The sequence below is a fragment of the Rhizobium mongolense USDA 1844 genome (assembly GCF_000419765.1).
In the GTDB taxonomy this organism is placed as follows: Bacteria; Pseudomonadota; Alphaproteobacteria; order Rhizobiales; family Rhizobiaceae; genus Rhizobium; species Rhizobium mongolense.
Genome location: NZ_ATTQ01000038.1, coordinates 1 through 18754 on the forward strand (window position 1 = coordinate 1; position 18754 = coordinate 18754).

Here is an 18754-nt window from a genome sequence, read left to right on the forward strand (position 1 = left end):
CTTTCGGCGAGGCTCTTGATGCGATCGGCGATGAGATCGAACGCGCCCGGCGGAAGCAGTCCTGACAGTTCCCGGAGGTGGCCAGCCATGGTGGCCGGATCTGCAATCAGCCCGTAAAGCGCGACGAGTGCCGACAGCGAGGGGAACAGACCCAACAACAGGTAGAACGTCACTCCGGCTGCNATGAGTGTCACACGATCATCGATGACTTCGTGAACCACCCGCCAAAAGACATCGCGCAGGCCCTTCACAGGTATCGCCTCGGGGACGCTTGCGTCCCTTCCTCGACCAGCCTCGAGCTCAGTTTCCACTGATCCGTCTGGCGTGTCTCCATGCGTGCCCTTCAGTGCGACGAGTACACCGCCCACCACGACAAGGAGGGTGGCGACGCTCGACAGCTTAATGTGCGGACGACTGAGCATAGGTAATTCCATTTCAGCAGGGTAATGCGGTTGGCCACGCTTCTCACCGTGATCGCGGTTCCCCTTGCTCATCCTAAGATTGTCCGCCCCTCGACCACCCGACCTTGGAAGCATCATGAACGTCGGACGCGACTGAAACAGCCCTGTTAGAGACGTCGGATACAATCTTCGGCCTTGATCCATCATCGAATACAGCCGGGCCGCAACCGTGTTTTTCTCCGCGTCGGCGGCTTCGCCAAGATGTTCGTGTTTCAGTTTCATGGCGACGGCGCCTGCCGCATCTCATGAACCATCAATTGAAAGGTTTGTTCCTCTCCGGTGATATGGTTCGTGAAACCTCGCGCCTGCGACCCTCTTTGAGATCGGATGGGACTTTTCCGGTGCCGCGGAAGCATTGTCACCGAGCCACTTTTCCAGGAGGCGGCTTGACGGCACCAGAGGCGCCAGAATGAGCACAGAAGCGTGCGTCCAATCGGAGGCGTGGCGGTTCTACTGCAGGGTCACATGAGCCGGATACAGACGAGCCATCTCTGGACGTTGCTCGAACGTCCGGCGGAGCAACCGCGCTGCGTCGTCCATGATGAAGACGAGGTCCGTAAGGCGCTCGATCTCCGTGTGAATTCGATATGCCTCAACGTCGTCGAGACTTCCACTTCCGATCAGCCTTCTCGCCTTTTCGACCAAGCGTTCTGTCCGGACGACGATGTCCAGGCTGCTGAGTATAATGACTTCGAGCATGCGTGCCCTCTCGCTTGCATGACGCAGCGTGAGGGAGAATCGATCAACAGGCAATCCCTATGTGTGACTAAAGACGATCGCGGATACGGTCGTAGAGATCGCGGACTTCGTCGAGCGCCCGGTCGTAGCGTGAGCGAGGCGTCGATGATCGAAGGCCGGCGATCGCAAAGGCAAAAGCACCGGCGACCGCCGCCGCGACCAGGAGTGATGAAACAGGATAGAGCTTGACCGTTGCTTCAGTCTGACGTGCGGCTTGTCTTGCGCCACCCTTTACGGATTGCGCGGCGTCGGAAATCTGCTGCCCCAACGCCTCCATCTGCTTGCGCAGGGCGCTGATTTCTTCGCGAGGATCATAGTCCGGCTGACGCGGAATGCCTACCGCGGCGGTGTTGGTGTCGACAATCGCCTTGGGGACGGGCTCGCCGATCTTGGCACCTTTGGCAACCAAGGACGCGGTGTCGGTTCGTTTGCGAGGCGGCATGGGCGGTCTCCGTGATGCGGTCTTTCCACGTTAACTGGAGCAGCCGGTCCTGCGTTCAAGCGCACTAGCCTGTGGACCTCGCAGTCGAGTTGCTGGATGACGGAGCGTCTAGGTGCGCAGTCCAGATGGCCCACGAAGCTTCGATCACTTCGCAGCGACTTCATCAACAGTGCGATAGCCTTCCAACGGCTAGCTTGTAGAACGTGTCCGAAGTGGTTTGCAATTCAGCAGCGCATTTGCGGCTCAACTGCGCGCGGATGGGCAATTCTTTGAATTGATCGCGTGGATCTCCGACAACCTTGATGGCGATCTTTCGGTGGAAGCGCTGGCGCGCAAGGCTTCGATGTCGCCGAGAACGTTCGCACGCAAGTTCAGCGTCCATTTCGGTCAGACGCCGGCGAAATTTGTTTCACAAATCAGGCTCGAAGCCGCCAGGCGCGCCTTGGAAGAGGGCCGGTTGCCGATGAACGCGGTTGCGAAACTGGTCGGCTTTGGTGACGAGCAAGGCCTGCGCAGGGCAATACTGAGATCATGCGGGATCACACCGAGCGACGGACATTGATCTTCTGCCGACCAGATGTGAGCGCTAATATCACTGCTTCAGATTTTTTGAGGTGCTGCGCGTTCAACAGCAACCTGCTTCGATCAGGGAGAGCGTTTTGTCAGAGATCGCAACAATCTTTTCCATTCTCGGTGTTTTTTTGCTCGGAGCAATGAGCCCAGGACCTAGTTTCGTCGTGGTCTCCCGCATCGCGGTTTCAGGCGAGCGTACAGATGGGCTGGCGGCCGCACTTGGAATGAGCGTCGGTGGGTTCATCCCGCGTCCATAGCTGTCGCTGGTCTGACCGCGCTTTTGATGCAGGTCGCTTGGCTCGATATCTCGCTCCGCCTCGCAGGCGGCGCCTATCTGTTGTGGATTGGGATCAAGATCTGGCGCGGCGCCGCCAACCCTGTCCAGATCGCCAACGACATGCCGACACATCAAGGCTCATCGCGGAGAGCCTTTGTCCGAGCGCTTTTGGTACAGCTCGCGAATCCGAAAACCGCCATCTTTTATGCGTCGATGTTTGCGGCGATGCTTCCGGCGTCCCCACCCTTTTGGATGCTGATCGTCCTGCCGCCTTTGCTCTTCTGCATCGAATTAGTCTGGTACGCGATTGTCGCTTTCGCTTTCTCGTCCAGAAAGCCGCGTTCCGCTTACCTGCATTCCAAGCAATGGATCGACCGGGCAGCAGGGGCCGGCGTAGGGGCGCTCGGCGTGAAGCTCTTGATAGAAGGCATGAGGGCTGCGCGATAGATAATAGAGCGTCGGCGACGGGTTCATTCAATAAATAGCCGGCGTTCAGCAAGTTGCCTAAAGCGCATTTTGGTGAGCACCGCCGTCACGGGCTCTTTGTCGCCGACCGAAGAACCGGTCACCCGGTAGAGCCAGCGGACTGAGAGACGCAGTTGCAAGAACCGAACGGAAACGGGATGGTAGAACAGTGAAACTCAGCGGTTGAACAGATCCTGCCACTGCTTCTCGCCGATCATGCAGTCGGTAGCCGGTATGTCGCCGGCAATTTTTTGAATCGCCGCCGACGGGGTAAGGCCACTGATCTCCATGACCAGCTTACGGCGCACAGCAACGGCGAAATCCTCGATCTTTCGAACCGGCAGCACGAAGGATCCGGGGCCGCCGATTACGCAATCCGCATAATATTTGTCGAGCCCGCTCGGAGCCTCGGCAGGTCTCAGCATAATCGCGAGACCGTTGATGACGATGCCTGCCCTTAACGCCTTGTCCCGGGTGGATATGACCGGATCGCCGGAATTGTTTGGCCCGTCCCCGGAAACATCGATCACCTTCCTCATGCCGTCATAGGGGCTGGAGACGATCATTGTGGCGCCTTGGGCTATCGCAGCGGAGATCGATGTACGACGCTGCGTGCTGATCGGTCGCGCTTCCAGCTTGTCGGCGAAATCGATCGCATCCTGCTGCGTCTCAATTACCTGCCACTCGATCACGGAATCGGGCACAACATAGCCTGCCCATTCAAAATAGCTGATGACGATGCGGCCGGTGAGACCGCTCTTCACCGCGTCGATGAATTCCGTGTGCTTGAGCGCTTCGATATAGCCCTCACGCTGGATGCGAACTTCCTCATAATCCATGGACCGTGAGGTATCGACAGCAAGGACAAGCTCGACATCGACCTCGCCTTGCGAAGCTTGCGCCACTGTCGAGGCGAGACCTGAGAGGCTGATGAGCACCGCGAGCGTCGTAAACATCGTCAACCAATCACTGCGTTATTCACGTAAAGAACTGTAACACAGCTTGGTCCGAGAACGACCCTCGGCTGCCTGCGTCCCTTCAACTTTCAGTGAGAGAGGGAAATCTGGCTCTGTCGTGGGCGTCCGGCGCGTGATCAGTCCCGATCTAGACGACCGGGATCGACACGAACCGCCGAGTTGTCGGGTGTAGAGCGGCACTGATTGTACGAATCTGCGGCTGAACACGAAAATGGTTGCGATCATGGCAATCCATTTTCAGGGCGCCCTGCCATGCTTGCCTGCGACAGATATTCCGCTAGTTGGGTTCAAATGGATGTCCAGGAGAATGCAGTTCCCATCGGTTCGTTGAATACGTCCAAACAGGTGCCGCTTCACGTGCAGGACCCAGCTGCCATGGCGGAAGTTGAACGGCTTCTCACACGCCGTACACGTGACATCCGTCTCAAAGGCGAGCTTCGTCGCCTGTTTTGGGAGCGCTCCTGGTCGCGAACGGCCAAGATCGTTCGCGCCTGGATGATACGGGTGGCTTTGTTGGATGTGCTGACGTTGTCGCTCAACCTGTTGATGCTTCCAATAGCCGTCACCCTGCCGATGCTCCCGCCGAGCAGCGGCAGTCGCCATGGCCGTCGCCGTTGCTTGGCAAAGGCCGCGCGCGCCCTGGCTCCAAGGGCTTTCGCTGATTGCCGGCATGTTCCTCATTCTCTTGTCGATCGCAGTGGTGGGCGTCAGCGCGGGTGGCGAGTTCTACCAGCGGCACTTGAACATCATGCTGTTCGTGGCAATTACAGCCATCATCATCTTTGGCATACCATTGGCTTGGACGGTGACGATCGCCGTTTTGGCGCTCGGCCTTTATCTCGTTTTTCAGTTGCTGAACCCGAGTCTTGAAATCGGGAGCGCCGTGGCGGCGACGCTGTTTTTTGCCAGTGGTATCATTGCAACGGTCGTTGCCAGACGGACCATGACGCGATTCTTGCCCAGAAGACTTTCCTTCTTGAGCTTCGAGACCGCAGCCGTGTCGCCGAACTGGCCGACGCAAATGGCAGACTTGAGCACCTCGCAAGAACCGATCCCCTAACCGGGATCGCAAACCGGCGCTGGATGATGGAAACACTCGATCACCTCTGGGGCGGCGGCACCAAATGCCCTGCAGGCGCAGCCATGCTGATGTGCGATATCGATGAGTTCAAGAACCTGAATGATCGTCTCGGCCATGCCGAGGGCGATCGCTGTCTCGTCGAGGTTGCCGATATTATCCAGGACTGCCGTGAGGCGCGATCGGGACCATGTGCGCTACGGTGGCGAAGAGTTCCTTGTTCTGCTTCCAGGGGTGGACGCGCGCGGAGCCATCACTGTGGCTGAACAAATTCGCAAGAGCGTCGAAGCCGGCACCTTTCCCAATCCTGGATCGCGCGTCTCCCGTCACGTCACCCTGAGCATTGGAGTGGCGGTACAGGCTCCAGCCGCAGAGACGGCATCGCCTGAGCAGCTTCAGCGTCAGGCCGATGCGGCGCTTTACCGCGCGAAACAGGCCGGTCGCAATCGCGTGGTGCTCCACGGACCGGTTTCATCGAGCATCTAATCTCGCCTGTCCCGATACGGAGTGGAGGCTCGGTCAGTGTGCTCAATCATAGTCTCGTCTTCGCCGGTCACGCTGGTTTTAGAGACAGCCGCGGCCGCTCCACCGGGAACCGAGCCCGATTCCGCGTGCCGGGACTAAGCCGCCGCTGTCGCGGCGTCACGGAATGAAACGAGTTTCTGGCGTCGATCATCCCATAGCACAAGCCTGACGCATTGCAGGCTTTGCCAAAGTGTAATGCGCCCGATTCCGGCAAGTTGCGGATAATCGCGCAGCACTTCGGGCAGCCTGTAATAGGGTATGCGGCTCGACAGGTGATGGACGTGGTGGATGCCGATGTTGCCGGTCATCCATCGCAGCACCAGCGGCAAGTCGTAATGGGACGCACCGTGAAGGGCAGCTTTCGGAAACCGCCAGTCGTCGCCCGTTGACCAGTGCGTATCCTCGAACTGATGCTGGACGTAGAAGAGCCATATGCCGGCCGCACCCGACACCAGCACGATCGGCAGGTGGATCAGCAGGAACGGCCAGACCCCCACAATCCACATCATCAAGCCTGCGAGTGTGACGACAGCAAGGTTTGTGCCCATTGTCGATACCCAGGGAAGCGCTCCGGAATTCATCATTCCGATTGGCAGGCGCTGCTTGAAGAGGAAGAGCCAGGCCGGGCCGATGCCGAACATCACGAGTGGGTGCCGGTAGAGGCGATAGCCAAGCCGTCTCATGGGCGAAAGGGCACGGTATTCTGCAACCGTCAGGGTCGTGATGTCGCCAACACCCCGCTCGTCCAGATTGCCAGCCGATGCATGATGGGCGGCGTGCGCACGGCGCCAGTAATCGTAAGGGGTCAGCGTAAGCACGCCGATCACACGCCCTGTCCAATCGTCGATGCCGCGACGGGCGAAGAACGAGCCATGGCCGCAGTCGTGCTGGATCATAAACAGGCGCAGCAGGAAGGCTGCAGCCGGAATGACTGCGGCCAGCCCGTACAAGAATCCGTAAGCGAGGGAAAAATAGGCGACAGCCCAGCACCCTGCGAACGGGATGACGGTGACAATCAGCTCGAAGGCGCTGCGCCGAACCCACGGCTGACGGTATTTCGCCAGGGTTTTCAACCAAGCAGCGACATTGTCTTCAGCAACTGAGACAGGTGTATAGACATTTGCATTCATCAAAAGCAGTTCCTGTTCGCGCATCTTGCACCCTCTGTGCGCGCATGACCTGTTTGCGCCTATAAACGCAATGGTTGGAGCGTCAGGCTTGACGAGCCTTGCGTGCGGCATAACGGCGATCGCGTTCGGCCTTGCGTGCGGCTTCGGCGGCCGCGGCGCGTGAAATCTGATCGGCAATTTCTGCCTGACGAGATTCGGCTTCTGCCTTTTCCTCGGCCGCTGCGTCGGCAAGAATTCGCCGGTTCTGTGCCGCCTTCAATGCTTCCCGTTCGGCGCGACGTAGCTCACGGGCCTGGGTCACCGCATCACGCGCGGCAAGTCGCTCCTGCATGGCGGGATCGGCCGATTTCGGGGAAGAGGCAAACTTCGCCAGAAGCTCTCGTTTGGCCTCAGCCGCAGCATTGCGGCGCTCGGTAAAGCCGTTGTCGGTGGGTCGTCTCAACAGATATTCCTTTGGATCTCGTAAGGTAGCATGCGTGGAATGAATGCGGCCAATGAAGGCCGGTGGTGCGCTGGTATCGTGCACTCCTGAGAAGGAGCCTCGGAACGGAAAGAGGCCAGACGCGAGCCTGGCCCCTTGAAGCTTCGTGCCGCCGTACCGGTACATCCGCGGTCATCGGCGGCAAAAACTCAGGCGGCCTTGAGCTGGCTGGCAGACATCTTGCCCGACTTGCTGTCGCGCTCGAGCTCGAAACCGAGCTTCTGGCCTTCGACGATCGAATTCATCCCTGCACGTTCGACAGCCGAAATATGAACAAACACATCGGCGCTGCCGTCATCAGGCTGGATGAAGCCGAAACCTTTGGTGGAATTGAACCATTTAACCGTGCCGGTCGTCATAACGAACCCTTTCTTAGCAACATTGTTCACCGCTGGGCGAAGCGCAGCGGGTTTTCGACTTTTGAGAGAGGGAAGTTCGTCACGAAGCGCGAGGCGCAGCAAAAACAAATATCGGCAAACAAAGTATCGATGGTGCGAGTATAGACGCTTTGATCGTCACGTCAACTTCTTGTTTTGGCACCTAAAGGTGATGCTACTTCTGATAGAATACTCGCGCCAAGCAGGTTGAGGGCATCATACGCGCTTCAGTTCTTCCGCCTGGGCAGAGGATATGCATCGGCCTCGTAAAACTTCTGCATCTGCAGGCCATCGAAGCGGGCTTCCTCAACTTCCAGAACGGAACCGCGAAGCATCGAGGCGGGCATGTCCTCGATCGCAAAGCGGAGTGCTTCAGCGGCCGAATCAAACCTTTTGTATCGAAGGTGGCTCGTTCTCCTTACCGTCTTACAGGGATAAAGTCCTGCAGCAGCACTATAATCAAACGGCGCCATGCGTGGGCTCCTTACGGGCAAACAGCGTCAGGAGGTTGGCGCTCCTTGTGCGATTTTCGAGCCGCTGCTGCCTTTCAACGGGCCTGCGTTCTCTCATTCTGAGGATCTGCCTGGCGCGTATGTCCTGCAGCTTGGCAGCATTCGAACCTTCCGGCGCAGCGCGCCGGAACAGGCTCTCCGCCGTGTGGCGGGTCGTGTCTATCATAAAGGTATCCTAAAACGTGGATGCGCGAGGCAATAGCGTTCAGCGCAGTTATCTTCCGCCAGAGCGGAATTCGAGACGTTCGCAGTTCTCGGATAGCCAAGCAGCCGGCCGAGCCGGCGAGATCAGGAACCCGAGAGTCTGAAAACGTAACCATGACATGGTGACGCGGGCCGCCCCTTTCAAGGCGCCGCCACAGCCTATCTTCGCAACAAGCACCTCCGGCGCCAACCACCACGGCCCTTCATAACGTCATTGGCCGGAGTACACGAAGGCAATCATTCGGGCTTTCGCGTCCGGCGTCGTTTTCGCACCCTCTGCAGACTTGGTTCGTCCCCGGCTCCCACTTCTCCTGTCGAGAGCTTTGCCTCTTCTTCGGGCACCGCAGGATCCGGACGGTTAGATAGTCCTCGATCGCGACGGGACTGTTCCCGCTCTTTCAGCACTGCGAGATACCGCTCGCGAGCTTGTGGCATGGTCAATTCACCCGTGACCCAGCATTCGATCAAGGCATGAAAGGCTGGATCGGCATCAATTTCGAGTCCGAGCCTGCGCGCACGCCCGAATGCTTTTGTAACAGCCACCCGACGGCTTTCGATGCTCATGAAGAACTCCCATTCGTACAGAGCCAACCACGCCACGATCCTTTTATAGCGGGCTATGTGTCGACTCACCAACATGAGGTAGTCCGGGCTAGCCGCAGCGGGTTGGCAAATGGCCGCACCTAGTCCCGACGATGCCTGATGCAGCCGGGATTTTTCGTGGAGGTCTGCCGCCGCCGGCGATACGATCGCCTTGCGTCACTACGGCTCGCGAGCACTCCGTCATGCGGCGTGCTCCCCAAGTGAGACGCTAGCATCAGGTGGGTGGGAAGCGCGAACTCCGTAGGTCGTCGGTACCGGCAGGCGATCTCAGCAGAAAGGGACTTCGACAACCGGACGGACTGAAGTTGCCACTTGTCATCGCATGAGCGTTCTTCCAATGTATTTGAATGAGTTTCCAAAGATGAGGATCCGGAAAATGCCGACGGGGACAGTGAAGTTCTTCAACCAGACCAAGGGCTTTGGCTTCATCCAGCCCGATGATGGCTCAACCGACACGTTCGTTCATATTTCCGCCGTCCAGCGGTCGGGTCTTACCAACTTGAGCGAAGGCCAGAAGATCAGCTACGAGATCGTCCAGGATAGCCGGTCAGGCAAATCGTCCGCCGAGAACCTGAAGGTGCTTAGATAAAGGAAGAAAGGCACCCCAGCAAACAGCGTTGTGGCTCGAACGGTGCCCCGTGCGCCAGCATCGCCTGCGGCCGAAGCGAGGCGTGCAATGCCAAAGCAAATCGCCGGATCGTATTGCTTGCTTCACTGGCGGCTGCGACCTTGAGCGACCAGTTCTAACCGCCTAGCGCGGCGCGTCGTTTTCATCGATAGCCCCGCTTGCATACACGTTGCGAGCGACGGCGGCCAAAATCAGCAGCGTAACCGAGGCCAGGGCGCAGCAGGCAGCAAAACCGAGCGCGAAGCCGCGTTTCGCCGCCTCGAGCCATGGAAGCTCCGCCGATTCGCCCAGTGTCCTTGCGATCTCCACCGCTCCGGCGAGCGTCGCGGAGATCGCCACGACCTGTGCCTCGTTGAAACCGCTTAAGTTCACTTGATCCATCGTCATGCGATAGACCAGCGTTCCAAGACTGCCGAGCAAGGCGATACCGAGCGCGCCGCCGAATTCCGCACTGGTTTCCGAAATGGCAGAGGCAGATCCAGCACGTTCGGGCGGCGCGGTGCTGACGATCAGCCCCGTTGTCGTGAGGATAACCGGCACGAAGCCGAGTCCAATAAGCATGCTTGCCATCAGGATTCCAATGAGACTTTCAGCGTATGCCGCAGCCGCCATGGCAGTTGTTCCGACCGCATTGACGATCAGACCCCCGATCACGGTATCGACCGGACCAAATCGGTTGGTGAAGCGATAGGCCTGAAAAGACATAACGGTAAAGACAAGCGCCGATGGCACCGACCACAACGCCGCTCCCAGCGGCGAAAGCCCGAGCACCAGCTGCAGAAAAAGGTTCTGGAACAGGAAAATACCGAAGACGAAAAATACACCGGCGAGATTGACCATCAGCGAAGCCGTGAAGGACGGAACACCAAAGAGACCAAGATCGATCAAGGGGTGAACAAGACGCTTCTGGCGGCGCACGAACACGATGCCGACCAAAAAGCCAACAACGATTGGAAGCAGCTGGCCCGGTTTGAAACCATCGGCGGCCATATGTTTGAAGCCGTAGATGATCGGCAGAACGGTTGCAAGGGACAACAAGACACTCGGAAGATCGATTTTGCCGCCCTCGTCATTTCTGTACTCCGGCAGGAGAAAGGGAGCTGCGATCAGCAAGGCCATCATGGCAGGAATATTGATCAGGAAAACCGACCCCCAATGGAAATACTCCAGCAACGCGCCTCCTAAGAGCGGGCCAACGAGGCCACCAAGGGCGAAGGCCGTACCCCATATACTGATTGCCCGGTTGCGCTCGGCCTCGTCCTGGAAAAGGTTGACCACAAGTGACAATGTGGAAGGAGCGATCGTGGCACCGGCGACACCAAGCAGAGCACGTGCAATGATCAATTGTTGAGGGGTGCTGGCTGCCGCCGCAAACGAGGACGCGACGGCGAAGGCGAAAGCACCGATGAGCAGCACCCGCCTTCGTCCTATCCGATCTCCAAGTGTGCCCATGGTCACCAAAAATCCCGAGACCATGAAGCCGTAGATATCGTTTATCCAGAGCAGTTCTGATGCGGATGGATCGAGATCTGAGACAATCGCCGGCATCGCGAGAAACAGGACGGACAAATCCATCGAATAGATAAGGCAGGCGATCGATAGAACATAGAGGCCGGTCCATTCGCGGCTGCCGGCGGTGGACTGGGTTTTTTCTGCAAGATGTTCCTGCACAGGCTGCCTCCCGAGTTATGAGTTTGCAAATCTCGCCTCCCCTCGAGATTTTGGCAACCAGCGCCAACTGCCCATAAGTCTACCGAACCGCAATAAACGTCCCGCGCAGACCGGAGAGCAGGGTTGAGCCAGACTTTCAACGGCTATTGGTTTGACGAGTTTCACCTCACAAATGCTGACGCGCGCAGGACCGACGGAGGGCTGGACAAGACAATGCCGACGGCAGCGGTGCTCGCCCTCCTCTCCCGACGGTGACGTTCGCCGTCTACTCTAGGCGGTCATTCAGGCCTGGTACTCCGATTACAACCTTGCCACCCCAAAGGCCGCAAGCGCCAAGACTATTCTCTCACCTGGCTCCAAAACTGCCATCGCTTCGAATAGTCCCGCCAGATATTTCTTGCGGTCTCGATGTCATGGAGGAACGGCCGTCGCGGCTAACGTCTCGTTCATAGGCACGTTCACCGTGAATGTGAGCAGCAGTCCGAAAACCAGACAGACGACCACGGCTGCGGCAAACCAGAGCGCGAGCGCCTTGCTCGACCGACTTGTCGGGTGCGTGCACGTGCGAGGTCGCGTTAATGCATCGAATGCATGTCTTCCTGGCGCAACTGGTCGATGGCATCCAACGCCTCTTCGGCAGACCAGCCCGCTCGAAGCGCGGCCGCGATCAGACGCACTTCAGCTTCCTGCTCAAGCTTCAGATAGAGCCCCTCAAGAGCTTCTCTTGCAGTGACGACATGTTCGTCGTGGGGCACGACACGGGGAATTCTTTCAAGCTGTGGCATGTTGATCTCCGCTAATAGCCGCTCCTCTTGAAGCCTTGCCCGTCGGGCGGCACGTTGGCGTTCGTTCCTTTTCGTCGCGAAGGGCGGCAGTCTCCTTGAGGACGAGCTTGACGCCCGAGCCATTGTTCGCGCATCAGAAATGATCCTTCGAAGGGCACTCCCATCTTCTTCACTTTGATGCCCTCAACCCTCAGCTAGGGCGTAGGCTAATGGGGTCAACCGAAAATGTTAGCGGGATAACAACTTCGGATGACCGGAGCATGGCGCGTCACAGCGGACCGGGCGGTGGCTCGCGGCGTTCGACTGGCGCTGGAGCAGATCATCGTTCAACGCGTTCAGCGACTCGGACACAGTCAGGACGCATCGATATCGGAAAGGACCATGCTTGCGGCGAAGGCAATGCGAAAACGACTGACAATCATGCGCAATCAATCGCCGAAGCCTTCCTGCCCTTAGGAAGAGAGCGTTGCGTGCTCGTAGAGCTGGTCCATGCTTAAAGTCGCGATTTCGGCAAACGGGGTCTGGTTCCTGACGCGGCCGCCATCAAGGATCACGACGTCGTCGCAAAATGAGATCGTGCTGCGGTGATGGCTGATGACGATCGTCGCACGACGACCAGCTCTTGATTTCAAGGTCTCCACGATCGCTGCTTCAGACAATCCGTCCATGGCGTTCGTGGCCTCGTCCAGGATGAGGATTTCCGGATCGCGCACGAGGGCCCTTGCCAGCGCGATCCGCTGCCGTTGACCGGCCGAAAGGCTGGCTCCCCTATAGCCGACGATCGTCTCATATCCGTCAGGAAGCTTCTCGATGAATTCATGCGCCTCGGCAAGCTTGGCTGCGCTCTCCGCCTCGGCCAACGAGGCGTTGTGACCATAGGTAATATTCTGGAGAATAGTGCCGTCAATCAGCTCAAGGTCCTGGCTGGCGAGCGCAATTTGCCTTCGCCACAGGACGGGATCGATTTGGTTAAGAGGGGTGCCATCGGCAAGAATGTCCCCTTCATCGGGCTCCACAAATCGACACAGAAGATTGACAATCGTCGTTTTTCCAGCACCCGACCGTCCGATAATGGCCGTCGAACGACCTTGGCGAATTTCGAAAGTCGCGGCGCGCAGCACGACGGGTCGCGAGCCAGACCCCGGATATTTGAAAGTCACGCGATCAAATTTGATCCGCTGAACAGGCGCATGAAGCTGGCCGGCGCCTGCAGGCGGCGGCGGCTTGTCAGACGAATCCAGAAGCCATCTGACCTCTTCCAAGGAGCCGCTCCAGCTCTGCACTTGGCTCCATGCCATTTGCAGTGAACGGACGTGGGGCTGGAGCCGATAGAGTAGGACCACGAAAGCCACGATAATCGGAAAACTCACTCCCCAAAGCCAGGCGCCGACGACGACTGCTAGAAACAGACCCGAATGAAGCGTCTCAGTCAGCGGCGGCAGTGCAGCCTGGCGGGATTGGAGGACGAAACCCGCTTTTCGTACGGCATCTGAAGCGAAACCAAAGACTGCTTTTTCTCTCTGCTCCTGTCCGAATGCACGAATCAGCCGTCCGGCATGCACGAGATGAAGCATCCTGGCGGCAAGCTCACCGTTGAACGAAGTGACATTGCGGCTCGGGGCTTTCAGACTGGCTGACAAGATCGCATGAATGGCCTGGATCAGAACAAGCCCCAATGCAACACACAGTGTCATCTGCCATGAAAGAAGCAGCAGAAAGGCGAGCAAAATGACGACGGCCGAGGCGGACACGATCGAAGCAAGCATAGTTTGTATCGCATCCGAAGCCCGCCAGGATTCGTTGGAGATGATATTGAGCAGTCGCCCGGGGCTTTGCTGGAGAAAAAACGAGTATCCGATCGTCAAAAGCTGCCCCGCAAGCGAGCTGCGGATCGCATGGCCGGCTTTGCCGTAGATGAAATTGGCAAGCACGGCGTTGGCGAACGCCAGCACATTCTTCAGCGTGATCAATGCAAGGATGGCGGCAGCGATCGCGATCAGCCTTGCGCGGTCATCCATGCCAGCGCCCACTTGCTGGAAGACGGCCGAGAACCCGGCCATTCCCGAGGGATCCTTCTCGCCGGCAATGATGCCGAGCATGGGAATAATAAGGCCAATGCCAGTGCCTTCAAGGACAGCGCTGCCGAGACCAAGCACGACGACAACCGCAATGAGGCCGATCTTTTTGCCCAGCGCCTGACGCAATAGCCGAAAGCTCGACACAATGAATTCTAGCATGGTGGTTGTGACCTCAGCAGACGAGTTATCTGGTCGATCGGGTTTACCTCTGACAGCTCCCGTCGTGCGAAGCTGACAGGAGGTGCAAGCGCGGCAGCACCCCCCGCCACTATGCGAGCCCTTGAAGCGGCGGGACCATTTTGACCGGCACCGACTGGCAGTAACGCGCCAGCGCATCCGCTCGCCGGGTGGCCCCGTCTGAAAAGCGGCACAACCACGGGGCATGAACGGCGGAGCGAAGTCCATATCGCTCCCGCCGTCGAATGACCTGCCACTTTCCGGTTCGCGTGAGAAACTCATGGGTTAGTTCGGGACGCTGCTCATCGGCAATGAGCTGATAGAGGAAATAGAAGAAACACAAGGCTCCGTCCGCATAGCTGGAGGACGCCGGCGCGGCTTGCTTGGCAATTTTTCTTTCCAGCGTGAGAATGCAATCTGCCACACGGCGTACCGTGTCCAGTGTGACGGCTGCGCCGATGTCATGGAGAGCGTCGGGGTCATCGTTAAGAGATAGCCGCTCGAGGTTCTCTGCAACGATCTTCAGATGGGTTCGACGCATTTGCTGCTTATGTCTGCTCGTGACACTGTCGGAGTGAATACGATAGGCGACCAGGCTGTCATCGATCATTGCCGCGGGAAACTCTCGTGCGATTCGCCTGAAAAGATCGAAATCCTCCGCATGCACATAACCGGCGTCATATACCAGCATGTCTTCGGGAACGACCCTTCGGTTAAACATCACGGTCGAGTGCAAGAAGATCGTAAAGAACAGCGACAGTATGTGCCAATCCCCGGACTGATAGATCGGATTTGGCTTGCCGCGCACCACGCGATTACCGAGAAGCTGATCGATGCCCGTTCCACTCATGGCGAGCTGGGGCTGCTCGGCAAAAAGTGCCACCTGGCGTGAAAAGCGGGACGGATAGGAAATGTCGTCTGCATCCATCCTGGCGATCAGATCGCCCCTCGCCAGGGCGATGCCCTCATTCAAGGTGGCAACGAGCCCGCGGTTCTCCCGCGAAACGATGCGCACGCGATCGTCGACGTTTCGATACCGTTGGAGAATACTCAATGATCGATCGGTCGAACCGTCGTCAAGTGCAATCACTTCAAAGCGCCCGTAGTCCTGGCGCAGAATGCTTTCCAGCGCTGCAGCAACGTAAGGTTCGCCGTTATAGACAGGCAGCACAACAGAGATCAATGGAACAGACATCGTTCAGCTCGCATGTTCATCGGAAATGCCGCGATTGGCATAGTTGCGGCGATAGGCTGAAGCATCATATTCCCGTCCCCCGGCCTCACTTTGCTTGATAGACGACGGAAGGTAGGCGAAGCTTCCGGAGCGGACGTAGGGAAAGTAGCGTTTGAGCTGGTTGAGCGGTCTTTCGAAAGCTAGCCAAGAGATTGAAGCGACCATCAAGGTGGCTGTTGTTCCAATCACAAAACGTGAAGGACCCTGTTCTGAGACATTCACCGGAATCCAGGGTTGAGCCTTGACGATCAGCGAAAGGACAATTGGATGGAAAAGATAAACGCCGTAGCTTATGCGCCCGATGGCGACAATCGGCGGGAGCTCCAACAGGCGGCCGAAAGCGCCTCGCAGGCCTGACGAACAACATCCAACCAGCAATACGAATGGTACGAGGGGAGAAAGCTCGCGACCGATCCATGCCAGCCATTCAAGCGCCGGTGGCATGGCGGCTGATTTCAGCCAGAGGAAAATGACGGCGACGACAGTTAAGGGAACCCAGCTTAGCCGTATCCATTGTGGCCAGACATCGGTTCTGCTTCGATGGACTGCGAGGAGCGCGCCTGCGACGAGCGCATCCATCGATGCTGGAGGAAGAAGGTCACGCGCGAGAGACGGTGTGCCCGTCAGTGGCCAGTAGAAACGATACCCGAGCGAAAATGTGATGACGGCGATGCAAATCGGTCCGATCAACCGGCGCGGCGCAAACAGGATGACCAGCGGCCAAGCGATGTAAAACTGCTCCTCTATGCTTAGGCTCCAGGTGTGGCACAACACCCACGGCGTCCATTCATCGCGAAGGGCATACCAGAAATTTGAGAGATAGAGCGCGTGCCATTTGAGGCTGCCCCGAGCGCCTTCAAGGTCGACAAGCCAGACGAAGCCTAGGACTGCGAAGTACGGGGGAAATATCCGAAGCGCGCGGCGAAGATAGAACGATTTCAGCGCATTGCCTGGCTCATATTGGACTGCCGAGCGCGCTTCTAAGAGAAGCCGTGTTATCAAGAAGCCGCTGAGTACAAAGAACAGTCGGACGCCCAGATGGCCCAAAACCGATCCTTCGGCTGCCAAGAAATGGTCGTACAGCACCATTGAAATGGCAAAAGTCCGAAGACCATCCAGTTGCCGATCGCGTGCATGAAACATCTATCCCCCTCAGTCTCGTGGGCCCCTCGTCGCCGAAGCAACGCCCGGCTGCACTGCTGCAGCCTGCTGCTATTATTCCGTTCCCGATGAGGGGGATCGAAGTATCAAAGCACTTCCTAAAAATTCGGGGGAATCGGGCCAAACTGTGACGCTGACGCCATATCAGACTTTAGTCCGATATGGTTCCGTAGTGGCTGCCTTGACTTTCAACTGTGTTCTGCGCACCCATGCCCTCGGGCAAACCAGCCGGTGCGACGCCACCTGCAAGGACGTCGGCGCAACCGGTCGCCGCTGTGCTGTGGCCGCCATTGCGCCCGCCAATTAAGAGCTCCAAGCATTTCACGTGGGTGGCCGCATCATGCCTCTCCGAGAGCGGACGGTCCTTCCGGGCACGTTCCAAGACTGCCTGGAAGGACGCAGTTTCGAGAGGGTGACGAACCCAATCGGCAAGCAACCAGCGGCAGGTGGCCGGAACATCTGGTGGTCGCTTGCCAAGGAGGACGATTTTGCATCACATCTGCGAGCGCCTGTACCACATCCATTCATCATGATGCGATTGTCCGGGCCAGCAAGCCGCAAGCGGCTTTCGGCCTGAAATTCCTCGGTCGCGCACACGTATAAACAGCTCTCGGCGCGGTGAACGGAATTGCGGACTTCGTCATTTAAGTTTCACGGAAGTTAACGCTGACTGTCACATTGGACTGCTAGCTGAAGCAGCGAACGAACCATGGCCACTTAAGGCGCCAGCGGTCATCCTTATCCGTGCAAGGAGCATTTACGATGAGACTCACTGTTCTTCAATCAGCTCTGGCGTCCCTCCTGGCCGCCACCGCATTTGGCGCTGGTCCGGCCCATGCAGAGAAGGCCAAATTCGAATTCTGGTACGGCCTGTCGGGCGATCTCGGGGAGCGCGTGCAAGACGCCTGCAAAAAGTTTAACGACATGCAGGCTGACTATGAAATCGTCTGCACTTCGCAGAACAGCTATGACACGACGCTTCAGAACACGATTGCCGCCTATCGTGCCAAGAAGCAGCCGGCGATCACCCAGATCTACGACGCCGGAACGCTCGACATGATGCTCTCCGGAGCGTTCGTACCGGCCAAGAAACTGATGGCCGACAACGGCTACACGATCGACTGGACCAACTATTTCAGCGGCATCGCCAATTATTACGCGACAGCTGCAGGGGAGTTGAACTCCTTCCCGTTCAACTCTTCAACCGCCATGTTCTACTACAATGTCGACGCTTTCCAGAAGGCCGGCATCGACTTCAAGCCGGAAACCTGGGAAGAGGTCGAGGAAGCCGCCCGCAAGCTGAAGGCGGCGGGTTTCGATTGCCCGCTCGGCTTTAACTTCGATACATGGCAGATGATGGAGCAATTTTCCGCCATCCACAACCAGCCGATCGCAACCCAGGGCAACGGCTACCAGGGCCTGGACGCCGAACTGGTCTTCAACAAGACCAAATTCGTCGACCATGTGAAATTCTTCAAGAAAATGGTCGACGAGAAGCTGTTCGTCGTCAAAACGAAACAGCTCGGGATGGACATTGTCCCCGCGTTCACCTCGCAGACATGCCAGATGATTCAGACCTCGATCGCTGACCATGGTACGATTGGCAAGACGCTGCCGGAAGGCGTCAAGTGGGAAGTTGCGATGCTGCCGGTCTGGAAAGGCACGCAACGACAGAACTCGCTGGTCGGCGGCGCCTCGCTATGGGTCATGGCTGGCCGTCCGGAAGGCGAGTACAAGGGCGCAGCCGCTTTCCTGAACTTCCTCGCCACGCCGGAAATGGCGCAATGGTGGTCGACGGTCACTGGCTACATTCCGGTCACCAAGACCGGCTTTGAAGCCATGAAGGCCAATGGCTTCTACGACAAGGCTCCTTACAAGGGCCGCGAGCTCGCCATCGCCAGCCTGACCTACACGCCGACCTCGCAGAATACGCGCGGTATCCGCCTCGGTGGTTTCACCCAGGTCCGCAAGGAGGTCTCTACGGCGCTGGAGGCGATTTTCATGCAAAATGCCGACGTGCAGGCTGAACTCGACCAGGCCGCCGATCGAAGCAACGCCGTGCTGCGCCGATTTGAAAAAACCTATGCCGGTCAGAAGCTCAACTGAGTTCTCGTCAACAAGAGCCTGTCGGTTGCATATGGCAGGCTCTTGTCCCTGAAGTACAATTGGTTTGATTG

General features: G+C 57.9%; 18 protein-coding genes and 3 pseudogenes. 6 read left to right on the top strand and 15 right to left on the bottom strand.

The window, feature by feature from the left end:
- The 3 genes and pseudogenes from A3C3_RS48790 to A3C3_RS0134190 form a co-directional block, all read right to left on the bottom strand.
- Nucleotides 1-284 (bottom strand): annotated as a pseudogene (locus A3C3_RS48790) (YhjD/YihY/BrkB family envelope integrity protein); the annotation flags it as partial.
- Nucleotides 285-911: 627 nt separating this feature from the next.
- Nucleotides 912-1160, bottom strand: coding sequence for a hypothetical protein (locus tag A3C3_RS0134185; RefSeq protein WP_022719009.1), 249 nt, complete (start codon nt 1158-1160; stop codon nt 912-914).
- Nucleotides 1161-1227: 67 nt separating this feature from the next.
- The gene (locus tag A3C3_RS0134190) at nt 1228-1641 is read right to left on the bottom strand and encodes a hypothetical protein (RefSeq protein ID WP_022719010.1); all 414 of its coding nucleotides are present in this window, start codon (nt 1639-1641) and stop codon (nt 1228-1230) included.
- Between the two features lie 274 nt (nt 1642-1915).
- Between A3C3_RS0134190 and A3C3_RS0134195 the strand changes: the two genes are divergently transcribed.
- Nucleotides 1916-2203 carry a helix-turn-helix domain-containing protein gene (locus tag A3C3_RS0134195; RefSeq protein ID WP_167521908.1) on the top strand — a complete coding sequence of 96 codons (288 nt, stop codon included), beginning with the start codon at nt 1916-1918 and terminating at the stop codon, nt 2201-2203.
- A 97-nt stretch (nt 2204-2300) separates the two neighbouring features.
- A pseudogene (locus A3C3_RS42105) lies at nt 2301-2938 on the top strand (LysE family translocator).
- Nucleotides 2939-3132: 194 nt separating this feature from the next.
- Here the strand turns inward: A3C3_RS42105 and A3C3_RS0134205 are convergent.
- Nucleotides 3133-3912 (bottom strand): DUF1194 domain-containing protein, encoded by a 780-nt coding sequence (locus A3C3_RS0134205; RefSeq protein ID WP_022719012.1) that lies wholly within the window; start codon nt 3910-3912, stop codon nt 3133-3135.
- A gap of 312 nt (nt 3913-4224) precedes the next feature.
- On the opposite strand from A3C3_RS0134205, the pseudogene A3C3_RS42110 reads away from it, so the two are divergent.
- Nucleotides 4225-5497, top strand: a pseudogene (locus A3C3_RS42110) (GGDEF domain-containing protein).
- Nucleotides 5498-5631: 134 nt separating this feature from the next.
- Here the strand turns inward: A3C3_RS42110 and A3C3_RS0134230 are convergent.
- The 6 genes from A3C3_RS0134230 to A3C3_RS42875 all read right to left on the bottom strand — a co-directional run bounded on the left by A3C3_RS0134230 (nt 5632) and on the right by A3C3_RS42875 (nt 8804).
- On the bottom strand, nt 5632-6666 hold the full coding sequence (locus A3C3_RS0134230; protein ID WP_028740241.1) for a fatty acid desaturase: 1035 nt from the start codon (nt 6664-6666) through the stop codon (nt 5632-5634).
- Between the two features lie 82 nt (nt 6667-6748).
- Nucleotides 6749-7108, bottom strand: coding sequence for a DUF6481 family protein (locus A3C3_RS0134235; RefSeq protein WP_022719018.1), 360 nt, complete (start codon nt 7106-7108; stop codon nt 6749-6751).
- A 188-nt stretch (nt 7109-7296) separates the two neighbouring features.
- Complete coding sequence (locus A3C3_RS0134240; protein ID WP_022719019.1) at nt 7297-7506, bottom strand: cold-shock protein; 210 nt, start codon at nt 7504-7506, stop codon at nt 7297-7299.
- 245 nt (nt 7507-7751) lie between these two features.
- The gene (locus tag A3C3_RS0134245) at nt 7752-7997 is read right to left on the bottom strand and encodes a hypothetical protein (RefSeq protein ID WP_022719020.1); all 246 of its coding nucleotides are present in this window, start codon (nt 7995-7997) and stop codon (nt 7752-7754) included.
- Nucleotides 7984-8202, bottom strand: a complete 219-nt coding sequence (locus A3C3_RS0134250; protein WP_022719021.1) for a hypothetical protein — start codon at nt 8200-8202, stop codon at nt 7984-7986. Before A3C3_RS0134250 ends, A3C3_RS0134245 begins: the two co-directional genes overlap by 14 nt.
- Before the next feature lie 275 nt (nt 8203-8477).
- Nucleotides 8478-8804 carry a hypothetical protein gene (locus A3C3_RS42875; RefSeq protein ID WP_145611586.1) on the bottom strand — a complete coding sequence of 109 codons (327 nt, stop codon included), beginning with the start codon at nt 8802-8804 and terminating at the stop codon, nt 8478-8480.
- A gap of 415 nt (nt 8805-9219) precedes the next feature.
- On the opposite strand from A3C3_RS42875, the gene A3C3_RS0134260 reads away from it, so the two are divergent.
- Nucleotides 9220-9432: a cold-shock protein gene (locus A3C3_RS0134260; protein WP_028740242.1), complete on the top strand. Its 213-nt coding sequence runs from the start codon at nt 9220-9222 to the stop codon at nt 9430-9432.
- Between the two features lie 162 nt (nt 9433-9594).
- Here the strand turns inward: A3C3_RS0134260 and A3C3_RS40225 are convergent, their stop codons facing one another.
- Nucleotides 9595-11142, bottom strand: a complete 1548-nt coding sequence (locus A3C3_RS40225; RefSeq protein WP_022719024.1) for an MFS transporter — start codon at nt 11140-11142, stop codon at nt 9595-9597.
- Between the two features lie 123 nt (nt 11143-11265).
- On the opposite strand from A3C3_RS40225, the gene A3C3_RS48050 reads away from it, so the two are divergent.
- A complete protein-coding gene (locus A3C3_RS48050) occupies nt 11266-11397 on the top strand; it encodes a hypothetical protein (protein ID WP_022719025.1) in 132 nt (43 codons plus the stop codon).
- 320 nt (nt 11398-11717) lie between these two features.
- Here the strand turns inward: A3C3_RS48050 and A3C3_RS0134275 are convergent, their stop codons facing one another.
- The 4 genes from A3C3_RS0134275 to A3C3_RS0134295 all read right to left on the bottom strand — a co-directional run bounded on the left by A3C3_RS0134275 (nt 11718) and on the right by A3C3_RS0134295 (nt 16559).
- A complete protein-coding gene (locus A3C3_RS0134275) occupies nt 11718-11927 on the bottom strand; it encodes a hypothetical protein (RefSeq protein WP_022719026.1) in 210 nt (69 codons plus the stop codon).
- A gap of 452 nt (nt 11928-12379) precedes the next feature.
- The gene (locus tag A3C3_RS0134285) at nt 12380-14164 is read right to left on the bottom strand and encodes an ABC transporter ATP-binding protein (RefSeq protein WP_022719028.1); all 1785 of its coding nucleotides are present in this window, start codon (nt 14162-14164) and stop codon (nt 12380-12382) included.
- Nucleotides 14165-14273: 109 nt separating this feature from the next.
- Entirely contained in the window at nt 14274-15377 is a 1104-nt protein-coding gene (locus tag A3C3_RS0134290) for a glycosyltransferase family 2 protein (protein WP_022719029.1), read from the bottom strand.
- 3 nt (nt 15378-15380) lie between these two features.
- Nucleotides 15381-16559 carry an acyltransferase family protein gene (locus A3C3_RS0134295; RefSeq protein WP_022719030.1) on the bottom strand — a complete coding sequence of 393 codons (1179 nt, stop codon included), beginning with the start codon at nt 16557-16559 and terminating at the stop codon, nt 15381-15383.
- Between the two features lie 780 nt (nt 16560-17339).
- Here A3C3_RS0134295 and A3C3_RS0134300 point away from each other — a divergent pair.
- Nucleotides 17340-18683: an extracellular solute-binding protein gene (locus tag A3C3_RS0134300; protein WP_022719031.1), complete on the top strand. Its 1344-nt coding sequence runs from the start codon at nt 17340-17342 to the stop codon at nt 18681-18683.
- Nucleotides 18684-18754 lie beyond the last annotated feature (71 nt).

Excerpts from the sequence above, each read along its gene's own strand:
- A3C3_RS0134185 (WP_022719009.1), bottom strand. The coding sequence starts at position 1,160 with ATGCTCGAAGTCATTATACTCAGCAGCCTGGACATCGTCGTCCGGACA.
- A3C3_RS0134190 (WP_022719010.1), bottom strand. The coding sequence starts at position 1,641 with ATGCCGCCTCGCAAACGAACCGACACCGCGTCCTTGGTTGCCAAAGGT.
- A3C3_RS0134205 (WP_022719012.1), bottom strand. The coding sequence starts at position 3,912 with ATGTTTACGACGCTCGCGGTGCTCATCAGCCTCTCAGGTCTCGCCTCG.
- A3C3_RS0134230 (WP_028740241.1), bottom strand. The coding sequence starts at position 6,666 with ATGAATGCAAATGTCTATACACCTGTCTCAGTTGCTGAAGACAATGTC.
- A3C3_RS0134240 (WP_022719019.1), bottom strand. The coding sequence starts at position 7,506 with ATGACGACCGGCACGGTTAAATGGTTCAATTCCACCAAAGGTTTCGGC.
- A3C3_RS0134245 (WP_022719020.1), bottom strand. The coding sequence starts at position 7,997 with ATGGCGCCGTTTGATTATAGTGCTGCTGCAGGACTTTATCCCTGTAAG.
- A3C3_RS0134250 (WP_022719021.1), bottom strand. The coding sequence starts at position 8,202 with ATGATAGACACGACCCGCCACACGGCGGAGAGCCTGTTCCGGCGCGCT.
- A3C3_RS42875 (WP_145611586.1), bottom strand. The coding sequence starts at position 8,804 with ATGAGCATCGAAAGCCGTCGGGTGGCTGTTACAAAAGCATTCGGGCGT.
- A3C3_RS0134260 (WP_028740242.1), top strand. The coding sequence starts at position 9,220 with ATGCCGACGGGGACAGTGAAGTTCTTCAACCAGACCAAGGGCTTTGGC.
- A3C3_RS0134275 (WP_022719026.1), bottom strand. The coding sequence starts at position 11,927 with ATGCCACAGCTTGAAAGAATTCCCCGTGTCGTGCCCCACGACGAACAT.
- A3C3_RS0134285 (WP_022719028.1), bottom strand. The coding sequence starts at position 14,164 with ATGCTAGAATTCATTGTGTCGAGCTTTCGGCTATTGCGTCAGGCGCTG.
- A3C3_RS0134290 (WP_022719029.1), bottom strand. The coding sequence starts at position 15,377 with ATGTCTGTTCCATTGATCTCTGTTGTGCTGCCTGTCTATAACGGCGAA.
- A3C3_RS0134295 (WP_022719030.1), bottom strand. The coding sequence starts at position 16,559 with ATGTTTCATGCACGCGATCGGCAACTGGATGGTCTTCGGACTTTTGCC.
- A3C3_RS0134300 (WP_022719031.1), top strand. The coding sequence starts at position 17,340 with ATGAGACTCACTGTTCTTCAATCAGCTCTGGCGTCCCTCCTGGCCGCC.